At 55.1% G+C, this 20,503-nt stretch carries 20 protein-coding genes; 10 read left to right on the top strand and 10 right to left on the bottom strand.

Translation table 11 applies throughout. The features are described from left to right. Positions 1 to 46: 46 nt before the first annotated feature. From HGO37_RS11125 to rsmI, 9 genes are all read right to left on the bottom strand, one after another. Positions 47 to 1,579, bottom strand: coding sequence for a YifB family Mg chelatase-like AAA ATPase (locus tag HGO37_RS11125; protein ID WP_250983380.1), 1,533 nt, complete (start codon positions 1,577 to 1,579; stop codon positions 47 to 49). Between the two features lie 244 nt (positions 1,580 to 1,823). Next, a complete protein-coding gene (gene gshB, locus HGO37_RS11120; protein ID WP_250983379.1) occupies positions 1,824 to 2,780 on the bottom strand; it encodes a glutathione synthase in 957 nt (318 codons plus the stop codon). Positions 2,781 to 2,876: 96 nt separating this feature from the next. Continuing rightward, positions 2,877 to 3,389, bottom strand: a complete 513-nt coding sequence (locus HGO37_RS11115; RefSeq protein ID WP_250983378.1) for a cupin domain-containing protein — start codon at positions 3,387 to 3,389, stop codon at positions 2,877 to 2,879. Between the two features lie 107 nt (positions 3,390 to 3,496). Further along, positions 3,497 to 4,609 (bottom strand): sn-glycerol-3-phosphate import ATP-binding protein UgpC, encoded by a 1,113-nt coding sequence (locus tag HGO37_RS11110; RefSeq protein WP_250983377.1) that lies wholly within the window; start codon positions 4,607 to 4,609, stop codon positions 3,497 to 3,499. Positions 4,610 to 4,621: 12 nt separating this feature from the next. After that, on the bottom strand, positions 4,622 to 5,464 hold the full coding sequence (gene ugpE, locus HGO37_RS11105; RefSeq protein WP_250983376.1) for a sn-glycerol-3-phosphate ABC transporter permease UgpE: 843 nt from the start codon (positions 5,462 to 5,464) through the stop codon (positions 4,622 to 4,624). 13 nt (positions 5,465 to 5,477) lie between these two features. Beyond that, complete coding sequence (locus HGO37_RS11100; protein WP_250983375.1) at positions 5,478 to 6,455, bottom strand: ABC transporter permease subunit; 978 nt, start codon at positions 6,453 to 6,455, stop codon at positions 5,478 to 5,480. A gap of 143 nt (positions 6,456 to 6,598) precedes the next feature. After that, on the bottom strand, positions 6,599 to 7,897 hold the full coding sequence (locus HGO37_RS11095) for an extracellular solute-binding protein (protein WP_250983374.1): 1,299 nt from the start codon (positions 7,895 to 7,897) through the stop codon (positions 6,599 to 6,601). 279 nt (positions 7,898 to 8,176) lie between these two features. After that, entirely contained in the window at positions 8,177 to 8,545 is a 369-nt protein-coding gene (locus HGO37_RS11090; protein WP_250983373.1) for a YraN family protein, read from the bottom strand. Continuing rightward, on the bottom strand, positions 8,535 to 9,422 hold the full coding sequence (gene rsmI, locus HGO37_RS11085) for a 16S rRNA (cytidine(1402)-2'-O)-methyltransferase (RefSeq protein WP_250983691.1): 888 nt from the start codon (positions 9,420 to 9,422) through the stop codon (positions 8,535 to 8,537). The genes HGO37_RS11090 and rsmI overlap by 11 nt, the downstream gene beginning before the upstream one ends. Positions 9,423 to 9,717: 295 nt before the next feature. Here rsmI and dnaN point away from each other — a divergent pair, with 295 nt between their 5' ends. From dnaN to HGO37_RS11060, 5 genes are all read left to right on the top strand, one after another. Then, positions 9,718 to 10,836, top strand: a complete 1,119-nt coding sequence (gene dnaN, locus HGO37_RS11080; RefSeq protein ID WP_192486741.1) for a DNA polymerase III subunit beta — start codon at positions 9,718 to 9,720, stop codon at positions 10,834 to 10,836. A gap of 297 nt (positions 10,837 to 11,133) precedes the next feature. After that, positions 11,134 to 11,727, top strand: a complete 594-nt coding sequence (gene pmtA / locus HGO37_RS11075) for a phospholipid N-methyltransferase PmtA (protein WP_250983372.1) — start codon at positions 11,134 to 11,136, stop codon at positions 11,725 to 11,727. Positions 11,728 to 11,922: 195 nt separating this feature from the next. Continuing rightward, positions 11,923 to 12,615, top strand: a complete 693-nt coding sequence (gene pyrF / locus HGO37_RS11070; RefSeq protein ID WP_250983371.1) for an orotidine-5'-phosphate decarboxylase — start codon at positions 11,923 to 11,925, stop codon at positions 12,613 to 12,615. Positions 12,616 to 12,628: 13 nt separating this feature from the next. Beyond that, positions 12,629 to 12,916, top strand: a complete 288-nt coding sequence (locus tag HGO37_RS11065) for a DUF1330 domain-containing protein (RefSeq protein WP_250983370.1) — start codon at positions 12,629 to 12,631, stop codon at positions 12,914 to 12,916. A 130-nt stretch (positions 12,917 to 13,046) separates the two neighbouring features. Further along, a complete protein-coding gene (locus HGO37_RS11060; protein ID WP_250983369.1) occupies positions 13,047 to 14,027 on the top strand; it encodes a complex I NDUFA9 subunit family protein in 981 nt (326 codons plus the stop codon). Between the two features lie 562 nt (positions 14,028 to 14,589). On the opposite strand, the gene HGO37_RS11055 is transcribed toward HGO37_RS11060, so the two are convergent. Then, positions 14,590 to 15,396 (bottom strand): undecaprenyl-diphosphate phosphatase, encoded by an 807-nt coding sequence (locus HGO37_RS11055; RefSeq protein WP_250983368.1) that lies wholly within the window; start codon positions 15,394 to 15,396, stop codon positions 14,590 to 14,592. 161 nt (positions 15,397 to 15,557) lie between these two features. On the opposite strand from HGO37_RS11055, the gene HGO37_RS11050 reads away from it, so the two are divergent. The 5 genes from HGO37_RS11050 (at position 15,558) to HGO37_RS11030 (ending at position 20,449) form a co-directional block, all read left to right on the top strand. Further along, positions 15,558 to 16,250, top strand: coding sequence for a glutathione S-transferase family protein (locus tag HGO37_RS11050; protein WP_192486735.1), 693 nt, complete (start codon positions 15,558 to 15,560; stop codon positions 16,248 to 16,250). Continuing rightward, the gene (queG, locus tag HGO37_RS11045) at positions 16,231 to 17,412 is read left to right on the top strand and encodes a tRNA epoxyqueuosine(34) reductase QueG (protein ID WP_250983690.1); all 1,182 of its coding nucleotides are present in this window, start codon (positions 16,231 to 16,233) and stop codon (positions 17,410 to 17,412) included. The genes HGO37_RS11050 and queG overlap by 20 nt, the downstream gene beginning before the upstream one ends. Before the next feature lie 7 nt (positions 17,413 to 17,419). Next, entirely contained in the window at positions 17,420 to 18,307 is an 888-nt protein-coding gene (locus HGO37_RS11040) for an SDR family oxidoreductase (protein ID WP_250983367.1), read from the top strand. Between the two features lie 385 nt (positions 18,308 to 18,692). Then, complete coding sequence (locus HGO37_RS11035) at positions 18,693 to 19,052, top strand: septal ring lytic transglycosylase RlpA family protein (protein WP_192487804.1); 360 nt, start codon at positions 18,693 to 18,695, stop codon at positions 19,050 to 19,052. Positions 19,053 to 19,159: 107 nt separating this feature from the next. Continuing rightward, a complete protein-coding gene (locus HGO37_RS11030) occupies positions 19,160 to 20,449 on the top strand; it encodes an RsmB/NOP family class I SAM-dependent RNA methyltransferase (protein WP_250983366.1) in 1,290 nt (429 codons plus the stop codon). Positions 20,450 to 20,503 lie beyond the last annotated feature (54 nt).

Genomic DNA, 20,503 nt, shown 5'->3' with positions numbered 1-20,503 from the left:
TGCTGTCGCGCACGGCGGGCCAATTCTACACCCAAGTTTTTAAGCCTCACGCCGCAGCGGTGAGCCTTTCTCCAGCAATACGATAGGAAATGGCTTCAGCCAGATGGATGCGGCTGACGATGTCGTGCCCCTCAAGGTCGGCAAGTGTCCGCGCCACCTTGAGAATACGGTGATAACCGCGCGCTGAGAATTTCAGGCGTTCTGCGGCATCACGCAGAAGCTGCAAGCCACCGGCGTCCGGTTCTGCAAAACGTTCAATAAGGGCGGTGGAGCAACGGGCATTGGTCCTGATCTCGGCAAAACCGGCACTGGCATACCGTTCCTGCTGACGTTCACGGGCACGCGCTACACGCCTTGCAACATCCACGCTGCTTTCAGCCGCCATTGGGCGGATGAGGTCTGCCGCCGAAACAGCGGGAACATCGACGCGGATATCGATACGGTCCATCAGTGGACCGGAAATCCGGGCCTGATAATCGGAAACGCAGCGTGGTCCTCTGGCGCAGGTGAAGCCAGGTTCGCCTGCCATACCGCATTTGCAGGGGTTCATCGCTGCAACCAGCTGAATTTGCGCCGGATAGCTCACGCGATGATTGGCACGCGCTATGATACATTCGCCGGTTTCCAACGGCTGGCGCAAAGCATCCAGCACCTGCGGTGAAAACTCCGGGAACTCATCCAAAAACAATACGCCATTATGGGCCAGCGATGCCTCACCCGGCTTGGCACGCAAACCGCCGCCGACAAGGGCTGCCATGGTGGCAGAGTGATGCGGCGTCCGAAACGGCCTGCTATCGGACAGTTTTCCGCCAGAAAGCTGGCCTGCAATGGAATGCACCATCGAGACCTCCAGCAATTCTGCTGCCGACAGGGGCGGCAAGATAGACGGCAGTCGGGAAGCCAGCATCGACTTACCAGATCCCGGAGGTCCAACCATCAGCATGTTATGACCGCCGGCGGCAACAACTTCGAGCGCCCGTTTGGCGCTCTCCTGCCCCTTTATGTCGGCAAGGTCAGGCATGTTGGCGGGTGTCGCACGGATGGCGGGTTGCGGGCGCGACAAAAGCTGCGTACCGCGAAAATGATTGGCCAGCGCAATCAGGCTGCGCGGTGCCAGAATATCAATATCCGCGCCGGCCCATGCGGCTTCCGGGCCGCTGTCCGCCGGGCAAATGAGGCCTCTACCCATGGCATTGGCACCGATAGCAGCAGGCAGTGCGCCGGCTACCGCACCAATCGTTCCATCAAGGTTCAGTTCTCCCAAAACAACGTAACCGGCCAGCGCTTCAGCAGGTATGGCCCCGAGCGCCGCCATGAGGGCAAGCGCAATGGGCAAGTCGAAATGACTGCCCTCTTTTGGCAAATCTGCCGGGGCAAGATTGACGGTGACCTTCTTTGGGGGGAGCGCAAGCCCGGACGCATGCAAGGCGGCCTGGACGCGTTCACGGCTTTCCGCAACGGCTTTATCCGGCAGTCCGACGATCTGTATGCCGACGCGGCCCGGTGCAACCATCACCTGAACTTCAACGGGCACACCTTCGATGCCCTGAAATGCGACCGTATTGACCCGAGCCACCATGGCCTGCTCCCGTAAACCGCATCCGCTGGTTCGGCGCCTCATGGCAAGAGACCGGCGGAAGACCTGATTATAGCGGCCATGGCCAGACATGATCTGCCCGTTGTCCGGCCGCTTCAAACAGCCTGACACAAGTGACGTTGCAAAACAAGAACGTTACGTGAACAATTTCACGTATATGGTGTGTTGGAGTTGTAATGGATGCAAAGGAATGGCTATTCCTTCACATCCAGACAGACAGAGCCAATCAGCCCTGCGCTTCGCGCTTGCGCTCAATGGCGTCCCACAACAGGCTTGCCACGTCGGCACCACCGAATTTTTTCACTTCGCGAATGCCGGTCGGCGAGGTCACGTTGATCTCGGTCATGTAGTCACCGATCACATCGATACCGACGAACAGGAAACCGCGCTCACGTAGTGCAGGACCAATCCGCTCGCAGATTTCCTTTTCACGCACCGTCAGTTCTGTCGGCTCGGGGCGACCACCGGCATGCATATTGGAGCGGGCATCATTTTCAGCCGGAACACGATTGATGGCACCAACCGGCTCACCATCCACCAGCAGGATACGCTTGTCGCCCTTGCGGACGTCAGGCAGGTACTGCTGGGCGATATAGGGCTCGCGGAACATCTGGCCGAACATCTCCAGAAGCGACGAAAAGTTGCGGTCGTCACGGGTCGAATGGAATACGCCAGCGCCACCATTGCCGTAGAGCGGCTTCAGAATAATATCGCCCATTTCCTGACGGAAGCGGGCAATCTCGGTCACGTCCTTGGTGATCAGCGTTGCCGGCATCAGGTCTGCAAATTCGGTGACGAAGATCTTTTCAGGCGAGTTGCGTACCCAGGCCGGATCATTGACCACCAATGTTTTGGGGTGAATGCGCTCCAGCAGATGCGTGGAGGTAATATAGGCCATGTCGAAGGGCGGATCCTGGCGCAGATGAATGACATCCATCGTCGACAGATCAACGCGCTCCGGTTCTGACAGCGAATAGTGATCGCCATTGATGTCGCGCAGTTCCATCTGCTCGACAGTGGCGTAAATCTTGCCGTCACGCATGCTGAGACGGTCCGGTGTGTAATGAAACAGCCGGTAGCCTCTGGCCTGCGCTTCAAGGCTCATGGCAAAGGTCGAATCCCCGGCAATATTGATGCCGGCTACATGATCCATCTGGATCGCAACGTTCTTGATTTTTGCCATGCGCAGTCCCTTTTCTCAAAGCCCGACAGATTTAGGATAGAGGGGCTTTAAAGGCAACTGCTGCAACATGCGGCATCTATGAGTTTTATTGATACTCTACCTGGCAAGGCTGTAGGAGCGAGCCGAGAAAATCTTGTTCCAGACACGATAGGCCAGAGCCAGCATTGTCGGGAACGGACGGCGCATAAAAGCCACTTTGCGCACGTAGTTGTCCACGCGCCATGTCGCCCATGTTCCGGCGCGGAAATAAGCAACGTCACCGCTGCGCAACACACTCACCACACCGTTTTCAGCCGTGACATGCACTTCACCTTCCAGGATATAAACGGTCTCATCCCAACCGAAAAACCAGCGAAATTCACCGGCTGTGCAGTCCCACATTGCAGTGCTGGAGGCGCGATCACGACTTCTGGAATGGTCTGCGGCACGCGCACGTGGCGTGCCTGACAAAATCCAGTCCGGATTGATTGGCGCGTCCTTCATATCCATGCCATGGCTTGAAGCGGCAACGACGGCGTCCAGATTGCCGCGACGAGACGTCAAGGGAATAAGCGGCACGCTACGAATTGCCATAGCCAACGAACTTGCCAACATGATCTTGATCGACATACGCTTTCCCCAACCGGTTTTGTCGATTGGGGTTTAGCGCAAACAAATAACGATACCGTTCATCCAGTCCGTTCAATTTTATCGATCTGGCCTCAAATGCAGACGTTTCATCCCGCAAATAAAGGGATAGCAGCGGTCTGTTGTTCTGCATTGAAACGCGCATGTTGCTGCTCAATCCGCTTTCCTGTTTCAACAGAGAAGAAGTGCAGCTTCTCCGGCGCGATGGTCAGCGAGAACTCCAGCGGTACTGGCAGATCCGGCGGGAAGGCAGCCGTCATTGCCTGATCGCCGACAAAACCATGTACGAGGCGCTGCGAACCCAGCTCTTCCACATAATCGACACGGAATGCCAGCCCCTTTTCCTCGGGCCCGGCGATGCGGAAATCTTCGGCTCGCATGCCAACCGTGACAGCACCGGATGCCGGCGCAAAGCTCTTCAGTGTCATGATTTCAGGGCCGATGGCGAGACGATCGCCATGTAATTCACCGGCAACGAGGTTCATGGCCGGCGAGCCGATGAAGCTTGCGACAAATGTCGAGGCTGGCGTGTGATAAACATCCAGAGGTGCGCCAATCTGCTCGATACGGCCACCGTTCAGTACAACCAGACGGTCGGCCAGTGTCATGGCTTCCAGCTGGTCATGGGTGACGTAAAGCGATGTCGTGCCAAGACGCTTTTGCAGACGCTTGATTTCACCGCGCATCGAAACACGCAGCTTGGCATCCAGGTTGGACAGAGGTTCATCGAACAAGAACGCAGCCGGTTTGCGCACGATGGCGCGACCCATGGCAACGCGCTGACGCTGACCACCGGACAGGGCCCGCGGCTTGCGCTCCAGATAGGGCTGCAGTTCCAGCATGCGCGCTGCTTCCTGCACGCGTGCGTCAATCTCAGCCTTTGGTGTCTTGCGGTTTTTCAGACCGTAGGCGAGGTTTTCATACACAGTCATATGCGGGTAAAGCGCATAGTTCTGGAACACCATGGCGATGTCGCGGTCAGCAGGGTCAATATTATTGACAACACGCCCCCCGATTTTCACCGTGCCTTCGGAGATTTCTTCGAGACCCGCGACCATGCGCAAAAGTGTGGACTTGCCGCAGCCGGATGGGCCAACGAGCACGATGAACTCGCCGTCATTGATGGAGATATCGACCCCGTGAACGGCGCGTACGCCACCATGGTAATCCTTGCAGACCTGACTGATTTCGATCTCGGCCATGTTACCTATCCTTTATTTATCGCTTTCGGTGAGGCCCTTGATGAACCACCGCTGGAAAATCACCACGATGAGAACCGGCGGCAGCATGGCGAGCACCGCAAGCGCAAACGCTTCGTTGTAATCGGGGATCTGGGAGCCGATCCAGACCTGGAGAATGGATTTGATGCCACGCATCAAGGTGAAGAAACTCTCATCCGTGGTCATCAGCATGGGCCAGAGATACTGGTTCCAGCCATAGACGAACATGATGATGAAGATGGCGGCCATCATGGTGCGCGACAGCGGCACCAGAACATCAATGAAAAACTTGAGCGGACCGGCGCCGTCGATGCGGGCCGCTTCCAGCAACTCGTCTGGCACAGACTTAAAGAATTGCCGGAAGTAGAAGGTTCCGGTGGCAGAAGCCAGCAACGGCAAGATCAGACCACTATAGGTATTAAGCAGACCAAGCTGGCTCATCACCTGATAGGACGGCATAATGCGCACTTCGAGCGGCAAAAGCAGAGTCGTGAAGATGATCCAGAATGCGAGAGTGGCAAAACGGAAACGGAAGTAGACGATGGCGTAGGCCGCCATCATCGACAGCACGATTTTGCCGACAGCAAAACCGACACCGAGGATCAACGAATTGACGACCATATTGAAGCCGGTGATCTGGCCGGTAAAACCGCCCTTCTGCGTCAGTACCTTCTTGTAGGTGGCCACCATGTTGTCACCTGGCAGAATGGTAATACCATTGCTGTGAATTTCTGCCGCCGTATGGGTGGACGTCATGAAAGCGACCACGACCGGCAGCATCAAAAACAGCGAACCTAGGATCAGCACCAGATGGTCGAGAGGTTTTGTCTTGTACATGTCTGTTTCCCGCTCAGCTGTAGTGAATGCGCTTCTCGAGGAAGCGGAACTGGATGATTGTGAGAGCAAACACCACGAGCATCAAAATGACGGACTGGGCGGACGAACCACCGATATCATTGCCACGGAAACCATCCATGAAGACCTTGTAGACAAGGGTAATGGGGTTGTTGGCGGCCTTGTCCTTTACCATCACGTCAATGATCGCGAATGTGTCGAACAGCGCATAGGTGATGTTGATGATAAGCAGGAAGAAGGCGGTTGGGGTCAGCAATGGCAGGATAACCGTCCAGAACCGGCGGAAACCTGAACGGCAATCGATGGCAGCTGCTTCACGAACAGATACGGGTACGCCCTGCAAACCAGACAGGAAGAAGATGAAGTTGTAAGGGATCTGCTTCCACACGGCGACGGTAATCATCGCAAATGCCGTATCGAAGTAGTTCAACCCAACTTTCATGTCCCAGCCAAACCACGAGGCAAGTTTTACGAACGGACCGATGTGCTGGTCAAAGAACATCATGCCGATCAGGCCCGCCACTGGCGGTGCGATCGCGTATACCGAGATCAGCAAGGTCTTGTAGGCGGAACTGCCACGGATAATCTTGTCGGCCTTGATCGCAAGAAGAAGGCCCAGCGATAACGAAAACAGTGTGACAAGTGCCGTGAAGATTACGGTAAACCGGGCAATATTTCCGTATTCCGAACTGGAAACTGCATCGGTGTAATTGTCGAAACCGACAAAGGTCGAACCGAAACCGAACGGGTCTTCAATATAGAATGAAGACTGAACCGCCTGCACGGACGGCCAATAAAAGAAGATAAAAATAACCGCCAACTGCGGCGCAAGAAACAGATAGGGAAGAAACGACGAGGAAAACTGCACCCGTTTCATGCCAGCCGGTTCGGCCAAAACAGCCGGCTTATTCGCCTTTGTGATAAATCCGGGAAGAAACCGGATGCGGCGAGGTTGAGAGGATGTGTAAGCCACGCTCGTTGCTCCTGAAGCAATCCCGGCAAACCGCATGGCGGACAACCTCTAGAATTGCGCAATAGGGGTAATCGCTGAATGGACCTCCCTTCCACAAGGGAAAGGAGGCCCAGTTTACATTCGACTATCGGGGATCGCTGATATCAGCCAGCCGTCTTGGCGAAACGTGCGAGAAGCTCGTTGCCTTCCTTTTCGATGGTTTCAAACGCCTGCTTCACAGTCGTTTCGCCAGCGAAAATGCGGTTGTATTCGCGTTCCATGATCGAACGGATCTGTGGGTAGAAACCGAGACGGTAACCCTTGGACCAGTCGCCACCCTTGAGCATCAGCTGCTTCATACCAACTTCAGCAACAGGCTGCTTTTCGTAGTAGCCTTCAGACTTCGTCAGCTCGTAAGCAGCATTGGTGATGGCAACATAACCGGTTGCTTCATGGTAGAACTTCTGGATTTCCGGCGATGTCAGGAACTGGAAGAAGTCAGCAGAGCACTTGTTTTCTGCCTCAGGCTTGCCAGCCATCGCAAACAGGGCTGCACCGCCGATGAAGGTGTTGGTGCCAGCGCCTTCAACCGACTTCCAGTAAGGCAGGAAATCAGCCGAGAAAGGCATGGTTGCAGTCTTCTGCAGACCACCGAACGAACCGGAAGAACCGATCCACATAGCAACCTTGCCCTCTTCGAAAGGCTTCTGGTTGTCGGCCCAGCCAGCGCCGTAATAGGCGTAGTAACCGTTGTCAGCCCAGGACTTCAGCTTCTCGAACATGTTGATCAGGTTCGGGTCGGTGAGGTTCATCTTGGTGTCAACAACGCTGTCGTAACCATTGTTGTTGGTTGCGAACTGCAGGTTATGACGCGAGAAGAAGTTTTCGGTGAACTGCCAGGTCAGCTGCGAGGCGGTCAGCGCGGTGTAACCGGCTTCTTTCAGCTTCGGTGCAACAGTTTCGAATTCTTCCCAGGTCTTTGGCACTTCAACGCCAGCCTTTTTGAAGGCTTCGGTGTTGATGTACATGATCGGAGCGGAAGAGTTGAAAGGCATGCCGACAAACTTGCCTTCGGAATCCGCGTAGAAATAACGTACGCCCTGGATGAAGGCTTCGCGGTCGAACTTGTAACCGGCGTTGTTGATCAGGTCTTCAGCAGGAATAACTGCGCCCTTGGCGTTGATGATGGTGGCGGCGCCAGCATCAAAAACCTGAAGGATGTTTGGCTGTTCGCCCGAACGGAATGCTGCGATACCGCTGGCGAGAGCTTCTTCATAAGTGCCCTTGGAAACCGGGGTCAGCGCACATTCGGCCTGCGATGCGTTGAACTTCTGCGAAATCTCGTTGATGACTTCGCCGTTACGACCACCCATGCCGTGCCACCAAGTGATGTTGGTTGCCGCCATGGCAGACGTTGCCGAAACGCTGATGGCCAGTGCGGCCATGGAAAACTTTTTGAGCATTACTCGATCCTCTCCACCAGTTGATTGGGGTGAGCATGCGAATAGTGACGTTCCATGACGCCACTTTAACAGTTACATGTCAGATTTGTTACAGTTGTGCATGGTGCTGATTGCACGTCTTTATTAGAGCACGCCGTTATGCCGATAAATCACTACGCAGACGCAAATATTGCTGAACCGTTGCCAATTGATGCACGCCGAACAAAAACAGCAGCCGAGTTCACCACTCCCGCCCCTGCCATAGGCACGACGCTAACCCTTCCCGATGGCTGAAACGCCTTAGAAAGCGTCGCGGAAATGCCGGGGCCATGACCATGGCAGGATGGCGACAATATCAAACCGCAGCGACAAGTGGCCTGTGCCGCGCATGCGGGCGAGCCAGACATCGGCGGCCGCGCGGATACGTCGTTGCGATTCAAAACTGACCGCATCCACAGCCGTCGTTTCGGCTCTACGCGCCTTGACCTCAACCATCGCCACCAGTTCACCCTTGCGGGCGATGATATCGATTTCACCGAGCGGCGTGCGATAACGCAGCGCCAGAATGCGGTACCCCTTGAGGACAAGGTAAAGGGCGGCGAGATATTCCGCGAGATGGCCGCGCCGGTGCGCCCTTTTTCGTTTCTTTAGCCGGCCTTCAACCGCCATTGGCATTCTTCATGTCGAGCAGTCGCTGATAAAGCTCCTTGCGTGGCAGGCCGGTAAGCCTTGATGCTTCGGCCGCAGCCTTTGCGGTCGGCATGGTGGAGGCCAGATCCTTCAACAGATCCTCTACGTCCTCAATGTCAGGTACCTCGTCAAAGGACGGAGGCTCAATCAACAGCACGATCTCGCCCTTGACCACACGATCCTCATTGTACCACTCGGTCAATTCGCCAAGGGTGCCGCGACGAAACTCCTCAAAGGTCTTGGTCAGTTCACGGCACACCACAGCACGGCGGTTTACCCCGAGAACTTCAGACGCAACCTTGATGGTCGCGCAAATACGATGGGGTGATTCAAAAAAGATCAATGTTGCCGGCGTTTTGGCCAGTTCCGACAAACGATCGCGTTTGCCGCGGTCCTTGACCGGCAGAAAGCCTGCAAACATAAATGCGTCGCTTGGCATGCCCGAACCAACAAGTGCGGCAAGTGGCGCGGACGCACCGGGGATGGGAACTACGCGGTAACCGGCTTCGAGCGCCAATTGACCGAGACGATAACCGGGGTCGGAGACCAACGGTGTGCCTGCATCGGAAACCAGAGCGACGGATTTTCCGGCTTCGAGCGCTGCCAGCAATTTTGGCCCCGCTTCATTGGCATTGTGCTCATGATAAGAAAACGGCCGGTTGCGAATGCCGTAACGGTCCAGCAGGATGCGGGTGACGCGGGTATCCTCGCAGGCCAGAACATCAACCGAGGCCAGGGTCTCGAGAGCCCGCAGGGTGATATCGCCGAGATTGCCGATCGGGGTGGCAACAAGATACAGCGCCACATCCAGCGGGCGGGCCGGCACTGTCACGCCACCAACCAGATATCCCTTCACGCCACCTGATGACGTGCCGCTCGTTTCATTATCCGTCACTCTTATTTCCGATCATTATCCGCATCTTTCCTGTCTTTATGGTAAAGAGACGATGCCTGAACAAGGGCACCAAGGTGTTTTTGGCTGTGGATCATGTTGTATAGCACCAAAATGGCGCGCGCCGTGCGCATTCGCCTCTTGCATTTTTCGGTATATCTCTGCCATTTTGCCCGTCCCACAGTTTCTGGTTCAGCCAGACATGCATACAATTGTCGATCCGGGTTTCCGGTTCGCGCGGTCGAAAGCGGTAGTGTCCATGCGTATTACTCTTGAGCGTTCCAACCTTCTGAAATCGCTAAACCACGTCCATAGGGTCGTGGAGCGCCGGAATACGATTCCGATCCTGTCGAACGTATTGCTGCGCGCCTCCGGTGCGAGCCTCGACATGAAGGCAACTGACCTTGACCTCGAGATAACAGAAGCAACACCGGCCATGGTCGAGCAGGCTGGCGCAACAACCGTACCAGCGCACCTGCTGTACGAAATCGTGCGCAAGCTGCCTGACGGTTCCGAGGTCCTGTTGGCAACCAATCCGGACGGTTCCTCGATGACGGTTACTTCCGGCCGTTCGAAGTTTTCCCTGCAGTGCCTGCCGGAGACAGACTTCCCTGACCTGACAGCCGGCACGTTCAGCCATACATTCAAGCTGAAGGCGTCCGATCTGAAAATGCTGATCGATCGCACCCAGTTCGCCATCTCGACGGAAGAAACCCGTTATTACCTGAACGGAATTTTCTTCCACACGATTGAAAGCGACAACGACCTCAAGCTGCGCGCTGTCGCAACCGATGGCCACCGTCTGGCACGCGCCGATGTCGAGGCACCATCCGGCTCCGAAGGCATGCCGGGCATCATCATTCCACGCAAGACCGTGGGTGAGTTGCAAAAGCTGGTCGATAACCCTGAACTGATCGTGACGGTGGAAGTTTCCGACGCCAAGATCCGTCTGACCATCGGTTCGATTGTCATGACATCCAAGCTGATCGACGGCACTTTCCCGGATTACCAGCGCGTCATCCCGACCGGTAACGACAAGGAAATGCGCGTTGCCTGCCAGAGCTTTGCCCAGGCAGTTGACCGCGTATCGACCATTTCTTCCGAGCGTGGTCGTGCGGTGAAGCTGGCAATCACCAGTGGTCAGTTGACGCTTACCGTCAATAACCCCGATTCCGGCAGCGCGACTGAAGAAGTCGCGATCGACTACGACAACGACTCGATGGAAATCGGCTTCAACGCAAAGTACCTGCTTGATATCACCTCGCAGCTTTCAGGCGACGATGCTATTTTCCTGCTGGCCGACGCGGGATCGCCGACGCTAGTGCGCGACACTGCCGCCGATGATGCTCTTTACGTCCTGATGCCGATGCGCGTGTAACACAGCCGGCTCGACATATAGTCATATCTGTTGAAACGCCGGAGGTTCACCCCTTCGGCGTTTTTCATTCAATGTGATTTAAAGCGTCCAGACGCATTGCAATAGAAGCCTTGAGCGTCAGGCCATCAGGTTATCGCCTGTCGTTATCAAAACACCGTGGCGTTCTTCGGCACGATAAGCTGCAGAAAGAAAATATCTGCAAAGAACCCAATTGCGACATTTTGCCTTGTTTTTGCGGCAAACGAGCGCAACATAACTGCAGACAATGACTGTCGCCGTCAAACGGAGAGGGAACAGATGGGTTTAAGCCTAAAGGAACGTTTTGGGAGAAAATTTGAAGAGGAAATTCGCTTCTTCAAGGGAATGGTCAGCCAGCCAAAGGCTGTTGGCGCAATCGTTCCAACCTCCTCCGTCACCGCACGCAAGATGGCAAGCGTCATCACTCCGCAGTCAGACCTTCCCGTTCTTGAGCTTGGCCCAGGCACCGGCGTTATCACCAAGGCCATTCTGGCCCGTGGCATCAAACCGGAAAACCTGACAGCAATCGAGTTTTCGACCGATTTCTATAACCAGCTTCTGCGTCATTACCCCGGTGTTAATTTTATCAATGGCGACGCGTTTGATCTGGAAAAGACGCTTGGCGAACAAAAAGACCAGATTTTTGACAGCGTCATTTCCGCTGTGCCACTGCTGAACTTCCCGATGTCGGCCCGCACCAACCTTCTGGAACAGCTGCTGGACCGCGTTCCGGTTGGCCGTCCTGTCATCCAGATTTCCTACGGCCCGGTTTCGCCGATCATTGCACAGCCATCGCGCTACCATATTCGGCATTTCGACTTCATTGTCCGCAACATTCCGCCGGCACAGTTGTGGTGTTACACCCGCAGCTGAACCAGCAGACTTCGCCAAGAGCCTTTTCAGTGAACATGAAAAGGCTCTCACCATTTGTGGGGTCCGTTTTTTCTTGCGGAACAGCCCATCTCATGCGACTTGGACGCGACCAAAGCATATTGTGTTTCATCACACCGGTGCAACGCAGCGCCGCGCGTCTTTGCGCGGAATGCTTTCAACGAACGGGGAGCCGAGATGACCGCACGTGATCGCCTGATCGTCGGACTTGATATTCCGACAGTAAAAGAAGCCGAAACAATCGTCAGCCAGCTTGGTGATGACGTTCTGTTCTACAAGGTAGGTTATCAGCTGGCCTTTGCTGGTGGGCTTGAATTTGCCCGTGATCTTGTCCAGAGCGGCAAGAAGGTTTTCCTCGATATGAAGCTGCTGGATATCGACAACACGGTTGCATCAGGCGTCGAGAACATTGCCAAGATGGGCGTTTCCATGCTGACGCTTCACGCCTACCCCAAGGCCATGCGGGCTGCCGTCAAGGCTGCACAGGGCTCCGACCTCTGCCTGCTGGGCGTTACCGTGTTGACCTCCATGGACAATGACGACCTCATCGAAGCCGGCTACAGTGGCGACGCCCGATCACTTGTTCTGCTGCGCGCCAAACAGGCCCGCGAAGCTGGCATGGGCGGCATTGTCTGCTCTGCCGAAGAATCAAGCGCCGTTCGCGAAGTTCTTGGACCAGATATGGCCGTCGTTACCCCGGGTATTCGCCCGGCAGGTGCCGATCACGGAGATCAGAAACGTGTGATGACACCTCTTGATGCCATCCGCGCCGGTTCGAGCCATCTTGTGGTTGCGCGCCCGATCGTCAAAGCTGCTGATCCGAAAGCCGCTGCACGCGCTATTCTCGCTGAAATGCAGACTGCACTTTAAAGGAGTTGAACTGATGGCCAAGGCTTATTGGATTGCCCGCATCGATGTACACGACACCGACCGTTACAAGGACTATGTTTCGACCGCCAAACCTGCCTTTGAGCGGTTCGGCGCAGTGTTTCTGGCCCGTGGAGGTGAGTTTAGCGAACTTGAAGGCAAAGCACGCCAGCGTAACGTGGTAATCGAATTCCCTTCGAGACAGGCGGCCGTCGATTGTTTCAACTCGCCTGAGTACCAAGAAGCCCTGAAAATTCGCCAGGCAGTTTCCGATGCAGAGCTGGTTGTTGTCGAGGGAATTTGACGCAAAACAAGTGTGAATGGAGAACCGTTCATCAAAGGGTAATCCTTGATGCTGTTCTCTCTTCACCTGCTGCCCGCTTTCAGCTAAGAGACCATTAAAACCTCAGTAATTCCGTTCGCAGGAGCCTGTCATGACCTTGGCAAACCTTCCCCCTCTCGTCACCGTGTTCGGCGGTTCGGGCTTTATCGGGCGTCATGTAGTCCGGACGCTGGCAAAGCGCGGTTACCGCATTCGCGTTGCTGTCCGCCGTCCTGATCTTGCCGGCTTCTTGCAACCACTCGGCAATGTTGGCCAGATTTCCTTCGCCCAGGCCAATCTTCGTTACCGCCAATCGATCGACAAGGCTGTCGAGGATGCCGATTACGTGGTCAACTGTGTTGGCCTGCTGCTTGAAAGCGGCCGCAACACATTTGACGCTGTGCAGGAATTTGGTGCTCGCGCAATTGCCGAAGCCAGCCGCGCCGCCGGTGCGAAGCTGACCCATCTCTCGGCAATTGGTGCCGACGCCAACTCTGCATCGTCCTATGCCCGCACCAAGGGTCGTGCGGAAGCTGCCGTACAGAGCATTCTGCCAGACGCGGTTATCCTGCGTCCTTCCGTCGTATTCGGCAATGAAGACGAATTCTTCAACAAGTTTGCCCGCATGGCGCAGACCATGCCGTTCCTGCCGTTGATTGGCGGCGGCAAGACGAAGTTCCAGCCTGTGTATGTTGAAGATGTTGCGGAGGCTGTTGCAAAGTCCGTTGATGGCGCCTTGAAGCCTGGCGCAATCTACGAACTCGGCGGTCAGGAAGTCATGACATTCCGTGACTGTCTTGAGGCAGTTCTGGCTGCCACCTATCGTGAGCGTCCGTTCGTATCACTGCCATTCCCGATCGCTTCGCTGATCGGCAAGATTTCCTCGATGGTTCCACTGATCAAGCCGGCTCTTACTGCTGATCAGGTTACGCTGTTGAAGAAGGACAATGTTGTTTCCGAAAGCGCGGAGAAGAATGGCCTGACACTTGCTGCCATGGGCATTACCCCTGTTCGCGTCTCGTCCGTTTTGCCGACATACATGGTGCATTACCGCGCCCACGGCCAGTTCGCCAAGACTGGAAAAGCCGCCTGAGAGCAAGGCTCAAAATTTTAAAACATCGACAATCGCCCGGGAACCATTTCCGGGCGATTTTCGTTTGGGCCAACAATCGTCAGATACGAAAGCGTGGCACAAGCGCAACGCTGAATAAGACTTTGCATTAACCGAGCATTCAGCAAGCTGTACTATTGATAATGGGCGGTGGGACACATATACCCCAGCCTCGCATCCCCAAGATGGACGACCCGTCATGTGGGCAATATCATTTGAAAGGCATATATAATGGGCAGGTCTATCGCACTGTTTTTTGCGTGTGCGGCATTGGTAGTTCTGGCAGGTTCTTTCATGGCGCCGGGTACTGTGGCCGCCGGAAAGAGTGAATGCGCCCCGGCTTACGGTGTGGATCCCTGCGCAACCGGTGCAATCCACTAAATCACATCTGATTTTCAGGTTTGACGAACGGCGCACGGTATTTTCATCGTTGACGCCATTTTGAGCCTTTCCCGTTTTCATGAAACAGGAAAGGCTTTTGCATTTCTGGTGTCCAGCGGGCCAGACATGATCTTCACATCCAGCTTGGTTTTGTTCTCAAAATTTAGCCGACCGTCAGAAGAGCGATCAGACCTATGGTGCCGATCACTATGCGCCACCAGGCGAAGACGGCGAAACCACGCTTCGACACGAAATCGAGCAGCGAACGCACCACAAAGAGACCGGACACGAAGGCCGCGATAAAGCCAACGGCGATAAGCGCACCATCATCGAAGCTCAGTGCGTCGCGGTTCTTGTAGAGATCAAGTGTGAAGGCGCCGAGCATGGTCGGCATGGCCAGGAAGAATGAAAACTCTGCCGCAGAGCGCTTGTCAGTCCCCATCAACAACGCACCAACGATGGTGGCACCGGAACGCGACGTTCCGGGAATCATCGCCAGGCACTGGAAGAAACCGATCTTAAGAGCCAGTGACGGCGGGTAGTCCATGACGTCGGTATATTTCGGCGTCAGCGTCATGCGATCAACGGCCAGCAGGATAACGCCGCCGATGATCAGCACGACACAGATCAGCATCGGCGTTTCAAATAGCACTTGCTTGATGAAATCATGGGCAAAGGCACCGATGATGGCAGCTGGCAGAAAAGCCAGCAGGACCGCCAAAACAAAGCGGCGAGCCTTGGCACTTGTCGGCAGAGCCATGGCAATCGACAGCAGTTTTTGGAAATAAACCAGCAGGATGGCCAGGATCGCGCCGAGCTGGATCAAAACTGCGAATGTATTGCCAGGAGACTTGAAACCGAGGAAATGTCCGGCAAGCAGCACATGTGCGGTAGACGAAACCGGAATAAACTCCGTCAAGCCTTCTATGATACCAAGCAGCAATGCGCTGATGATCGATTGGTCCGCCATGTGGAATCCTTTTATATGCCGGGGAGAATGTGGATGATGGTCTCTTGGGTTTAAACTTGTTTTGAAATAGCTAAGCTCTTATAGCTTTTGCCACAGGCGCATATTTGCAGCACTGCAGCACGAGCTTTTCACAAATCACCAATCTCTAAATTCGAGCATCAATGCCTACTCTTTATCATTCACCGATGTCTACTGCATCCCGGTTTGTCCGTCTTATTCTGTCAGAATACGGCTTTCAGTGCGATTTGGTGGAGGAGCAGCCGTGGGAGAAGCGTAGGGAATTTCTGGCGCTCAACCCGGCCGGCACGCTGCCGGTGTATGTTGATGATAATATGAGAGCACTTTGCGGCCCGAATGTGCTTGCCGAGTTCCTGGACGAAACCCACGGTGTGCTGAAAAGAGATCGTCGTCTGCTGGCCGAAGATCCGTTCCAGCGCGCCGAAATTCGCCGCTTGACCGAATGGTTCCTTCAAAAGATGGAAAATGACGTCACCCGCCCCTTGGTACGGGAACGTGTCTATAAACTGCAGATGACCGCCGCACAGGGCGGTGGGGCCCCGGATTCCAAACTGCTGCGCACCGCACGCGCCAACATTCGCCAGCATATGCGTTATCTCGAGTGGCTGTCCGGCTCACGGACCTGGCTTGCCGGAGACCGTCTGAGTTACGCCGACCTTGCGGCGGCAGCTGGTGTTTCCGTGCTGGATTATCTGGGAGAAATCGACTGGCTCGAATCCCCCATTACCAAGGAATGGTATCAAAGGCTGAAGTCCCGGCCGTCCTTCCGCCCGATGCTCGGGGAACGGATCCGTGGCCTTGCACCTTCTTCACACTATGCGGACCTCGATTTCTGACCCGGTGACACAAACAGCGACCTCAAACGACCGCGACAGCCAACGTCGCGCGAAGCTGACGGCTTTTGTGCGCTCGGAGGCAGCGGCAGTCGGGTTCGATCTCTGTCGCATCACGGCGCCTGACAGCATTCCGCAGGCGCCAGCACGGCTTAGAGATTTTCTGGAGGCCGATTACCACGGCACCATGAGCTGGATGGCAGAAACCGAAGAGCGACGCGCCGACCCGCGTGTCCTCTGGGAAAGTGTGCGCTCCATCGTCATGTTCGGCATGAATTATGGTCCGGATGAAGACCCGCGTTATCTGCTGGATAAGCCGGACAAGGCTGCAATTTCCGTTTACGCCCGCAACCGCGACTATCACGACCTTATCAAGGGCCGGCTCAAGGAGGTCGCAACGCGCTTTGCTGCCCGTGCCGGTGAGGATGTGAAGGTGTTTGTCGACACCGCACCCGTCATGGAAAAGCCGCTGGCGATGGCAGCCGGTATCGGCTGGCAGGGCAAACACACCAATATCGTCAGCCGCACGCATGGTTCCTGGCTGTTTCTCGGCAGCCTGTTCACCACGGCAGAACTGGATTTTGACAGGCCGGAGCGTGATCACTGCGGGTCTTGCAACTCATGCGTCGATGCCTGCCCAACCGACGCCTTTCCAGCGCCTTACAAGCTGGATGCCCGCCGCTGCATCTCCTACCTAACGATTGAGCACAAGGGCATCATCGACCCTCACTTCCGTCCACTGATCGGCAACCGTATCTATGGCTGCGATGACTGTCTTGCCGCCTGCCCGTGGAACAAGTTTGCGCAAAGTGCATCAGAAATGAAGCTGAAGGCACGTGACGACCTCAGCGAACCATCCATCGCCTTCCTGCTGACGCTTGATGATCCGACCTTTCGCACCTTCTTTAGCGGGTCTCCGGTCAAACGTATCGGTCGCAACCGTTTCATTCGCAATGTGTTGATTGCCGCTGGCAATTCCGGTGACCCGACATTTATCGACCAATGTCTTGATCTCGTGAAAGATCCCTCGCCTGATGTGCGTGGCATGGCCGTTTGGGCCTTGTCGCGACTGATGGACAAAGAGGCCTTCCACTCTTACGCTGCAACACGCGGTTCGGAAGATGATCCGGACGTGCTTGAAGAATGGCGACTGGCAGGAGCATAAGACTATAATGCATGCGATGATTTTGGGAGCCGGATATTCCGGCAAGGCGATAGCGACCAACCTTCAAGCCCATGTCTCGCAAATTTCAGGCACAACACGCACAGCCGACAAGGCCGATCAGCTTGCAAAAAACGGCATAAAGCCCTTTATTTTTAACGGAGAAGAGCTGAGTGACGCATTGCGTGACACATTTTCAAGTGTAACTCACCTCATACAATCCATCGGACCGAACGACGCTGGTGATCCGCTGTTATGCCTTATCGGCAACACACCGATGCAAAGCCTGATGCCGAAACTGGAATGGGTAAGCTACCTGTCAACAGTTGGCGTTTATGGCGACCACGGCGGAGAATGGGTGGACGAAGACACAGCTTGCCGTCCGGTCTCGGTTCGCTCAGTTCAAAGAGTGGCGGCAGAGGACGCATGGATGGCGCAGGCCAAAACCTCCGGCCTGCCACTCTCGATCTTGCGGCTTTCCGGCATTTACGGTCCGGGTCGAAATGCATTTCGAAACCTGGAAAACGGAACAGCACGCCGGCTGGTCAAAAAGGATCAGGTCTTCAATCGCATTCGGGTGGAGGACATCGGTGCGGCATGTGCATTGCTTTTTGCCCGGAAGGCTGACGGTATCTTCAATGTGACCGATAGCGAGCCCTGCCCGCCGCAGGATGTTGTGACCTACGCTGCTCAACTGATGGGGCTTGAGCCACCTCCAGAGCAGGATTTCGAAACCGCTGAACTCTCCGCGATGGCTCGCTCCTTCTACGGCGAAAACAAACGCGTCTCCAATCGTCGTATCCACCAGATGGGCTTTGAATTTCGCTACCCGGATTACCGGATGTCGTTACTGCAAATGTGGGACGACAAGGTCTGGCAAGGGTCAGCGGATGGCTGAATCCAGTGGCTGTTTTGGCATGAAAAATTCATCCAAAGCCAGTTTAGCGGATGAATTTATCAAGAATTTGCCACATTAAGATTTGGTTAAACCGGATTTAGGGCGCCAGATTCACAGTCTTGGAAAATTTTTTCATGACAGTTTTGTGAACGGTCAGGCCTTAAAATTTATTAGCAATTGCTTTTCAATTTGCTGTTGATTCTAAAGAAATTTTTCACCCTTTCTCAAAAAGCTCAACATTTTCAATCATCACGATAAAATCATGATTATTACAGTCATTTATATTTCGTGATTAGAAAAAGGCTCTTTTTTGCCATTTTTCGCCCTTTCTAAGCGCCGCACAGATCAACCGGCGCCCGCTGATGATAAAGGGAAGCACAATTTGATGAAGATCGGCCACAAGACTATCGCCGTTGCGACTATAGTTTGCTGTTCGTTTATTGCTCCACTTCAAGCCAATGCAGCAAATGGCTGCGGCGGGGCATCCTGGTACGCACTAACCTCGAAGACTGCTTCCGGTGAACGCATGAACCCATCCAACCTGACGGCGGCCCATCGCTCGCTTCGGTTCGGCACCAAGGTCAAGGTTACCAACAACCGCAATGGCAAGGCTGTGATCGTTCGCATCAACGACCGTGGACCGTTCATCAAGGGTCGTGTTCTCGATCTTTCCAAGGCTGCCGCACAGCATATCGGCATGGTCAGCTCCGGTACTGCAAAAGTTTGCTACCAGATCATCAGCTAAGCCCTGATAATACGGCTTTACCCGCAAATCGGGTAAACAACGTGAAAGCCTTGCTCTCGCCGCCATTCACCGCTACCAACCAGACTATCATAGTTGAGAGGTAGCATATGCGTTTGGGCGGGCGTTTAGCCGGGGCAATCGAGGTACTGGCCGATATCGAGACGCGCAAGCGCCCTGTGGCCGATGCCTTGAAGGATTGGGGACTTGCACATCGTTTTGCAGGTTCCGGTGACAGGGCAGCCATTGGCAACATCGTTTACGATGCCCTGCGCATGAAACTCTCCCACGCCTGGCTGATGGACGACGATAGCGCAACCGCGCTGGGTTACGGTGTGATGCTGCGCCAATGGAACATGACCGCAGATGCATTGCGGGCCGAGTTCGATGGCGACAAGTTTGCACCAGAGGCGCTGTCCGACAGTGCACTCAATGCATTTCAATCGCGGAACCTTTCCGATGCTCCCCTGCATGTTCAAGGTGATATTCCTGACTGGGTGCAGGCTTCGTTTGAGGAAGCGTTTGGTGAAAGCTGGCTGCAGCAGGCACAATCGCTGAATGAGCGTCCAACGCTCGATCTGCGCGCCAACACCTTGAAAGCCACCCGTGAAAAGGTTCTGAAGGCCCTGGACGACGCCGGGGCGGAAAAGACGCTCATTGCACGGCAGGGCATCCGAATTCCCGCAGGCACAGGCCCATCGCGTCTGCCAAATGTCACCGCCGAACTTTCCTTCCAGAAAGGCTGGTTCGAAGTGCAGGACGAAGGTTCCCAGATCGTTGCCGATCTGGCCGGTGCGCAAGAGGGCGAACAGGTTCTCGACTATTGCGCTGGCGGCGGCGGCAAGACATTGGCCATGTCCGCATCCATGAACAACAAGGGCCAGGTTCACGCCTTTGACACAGACCGGAAACGGCTTGCGCCGATTATCGAGCGTCTCAAGCGCGCCGGAACCCGCAACGTGCAGGTCCATGATCGCGCCGCTGGCCTTAATTCATTCCTTGGCAAATTTGATCGTGTGCTTGTCGATGCGCCTTGCACAGGCACCGGTACCTGGCGCAGACGCCCGGACACCAAATGGCGCATTACCACCCGTAATCTTGATGAGCGTGTGGAACAGCAGAACGATGCGCTGAAACAGGCCAAGGCATTTGTGCGTCCCGGCGGTTTCCTGCTTTATGTAACCTGCTCGGTTCTGCCGCAAGAAAACGAACGCCAGGTCCGACATTTCTGCGCAGAGAACCCAGAGTTCAGCATTCAGTCGGCACTTCCACAGTGGGACAGCCTGTTTGGAAAGGCTGGCAAACGCCCGCATTCGTCCGATGGCGACACCATTACATTGACACCTGCTTCGACAGATACGGACGGCTTCTTTTTCTGCGCGATGCAGAAATCCGCCTGATCTCGAGCATTTGACGCCCGTCAAAATGACGGGTGTCAAATTCGACCCTTTTGT

Origin of the sequence: Rhizobium sp. CG4, from assembly GCF_023701965.1 — a bacterium.
In the GTDB taxonomy this organism is placed as follows: domain Bacteria; phylum Pseudomonadota; class Alphaproteobacteria; order Rhizobiales; family Rhizobiaceae; genus Agrobacterium.
The sequence above is the reverse complement of the archived record's forward strand: the minus strand, read 5'-3'. Positions and strand labels throughout refer to the sequence as shown.

Excerpts from the sequence above, each read along its gene's own strand:
- HGO37_RS11030 (WP_250983366.1), top strand. The coding sequence starts at position 19,160 with ATGCGTTTGGGCGGGCGTTTAGCCGGGGCAATCGAGGTACTGGCCGAT.
- HGO37_RS11040 (WP_250983367.1), top strand. The coding sequence starts at position 17,420 with ATGCATGCGATGATTTTGGGAGCCGGATATTCCGGCAAGGCGATAGCG.
- pmtA (WP_250983372.1), top strand. The coding sequence starts at position 11,134 with ATGGGTTTAAGCCTAAAGGAACGTTTTGGGAGAAAATTTGAAGAGGAA.
- HGO37_RS11035 (WP_192487804.1), top strand. The coding sequence starts at position 18,693 with ATGAAGATCGGCCACAAGACTATCGCCGTTGCGACTATAGTTTGCTGT.
- HGO37_RS11090 (WP_250983373.1), bottom strand. The coding sequence starts at position 8,545 with ATGGCGGTTGAAGGCCGGCTAAAGAAACGAAAAAGGGCGCACCGGCGC.
- ugpE (WP_250983376.1), bottom strand. The coding sequence starts at position 5,464 with ATGTACAAGACAAAACCTCTCGACCATCTGGTGCTGATCCTAGGTTCG.
- dnaN (WP_192486741.1), top strand. The coding sequence starts at position 9,718 with ATGCGTATTACTCTTGAGCGTTCCAACCTTCTGAAATCGCTAAACCAC.
- pyrF (WP_250983371.1), top strand. The coding sequence starts at position 11,923 with ATGACCGCACGTGATCGCCTGATCGTCGGACTTGATATTCCGACAGTA.
- gshB (WP_250983379.1), bottom strand. The coding sequence starts at position 2,780 with ATGGCAAAAATCAAGAACGTTGCGATCCAGATGGATCATGTAGCCGGC.
- HGO37_RS11050 (WP_192486735.1), top strand. The coding sequence starts at position 15,558 with ATGCCTACTCTTTATCATTCACCGATGTCTACTGCATCCCGGTTTGTC.
- HGO37_RS11055 (WP_250983368.1), bottom strand. The coding sequence starts at position 15,396 with ATGGCGGACCAATCGATCATCAGCGCATTGCTGCTTGGTATCATAGAA.
- HGO37_RS11060 (WP_250983369.1), top strand. The coding sequence starts at position 13,047 with ATGACCTTGGCAAACCTTCCCCCTCTCGTCACCGTGTTCGGCGGTTCG.
- HGO37_RS11115 (WP_250983378.1), bottom strand. The coding sequence starts at position 3,389 with ATGTCGATCAAGATCATGTTGGCAAGTTCGTTGGCTATGGCAATTCGT.
- queG (WP_250983690.1), top strand. The coding sequence starts at position 16,231 with ATGCGGACCTCGATTTCTGACCCGGTGACACAAACAGCGACCTCAAAC.
- HGO37_RS11095 (WP_250983374.1), bottom strand. The coding sequence starts at position 7,897 with ATGCTCAAAAAGTTTTCCATGGCCGCACTGGCCATCAGCGTTTCGGCA.
- HGO37_RS11110 (WP_250983377.1), bottom strand. The coding sequence starts at position 4,609 with ATGGCCGAGATCGAAATCAGTCAGGTCTGCAAGGATTACCATGGTGGC.
- HGO37_RS11125 (WP_250983380.1), bottom strand. The coding sequence starts at position 1,579 with ATGGTGGCTCGGGTCAATACGGTCGCATTTCAGGGCATCGAAGGTGTG.
- HGO37_RS11065 (WP_250983370.1), top strand. The coding sequence starts at position 12,629 with ATGGCCAAGGCTTATTGGATTGCCCGCATCGATGTACACGACACCGAC.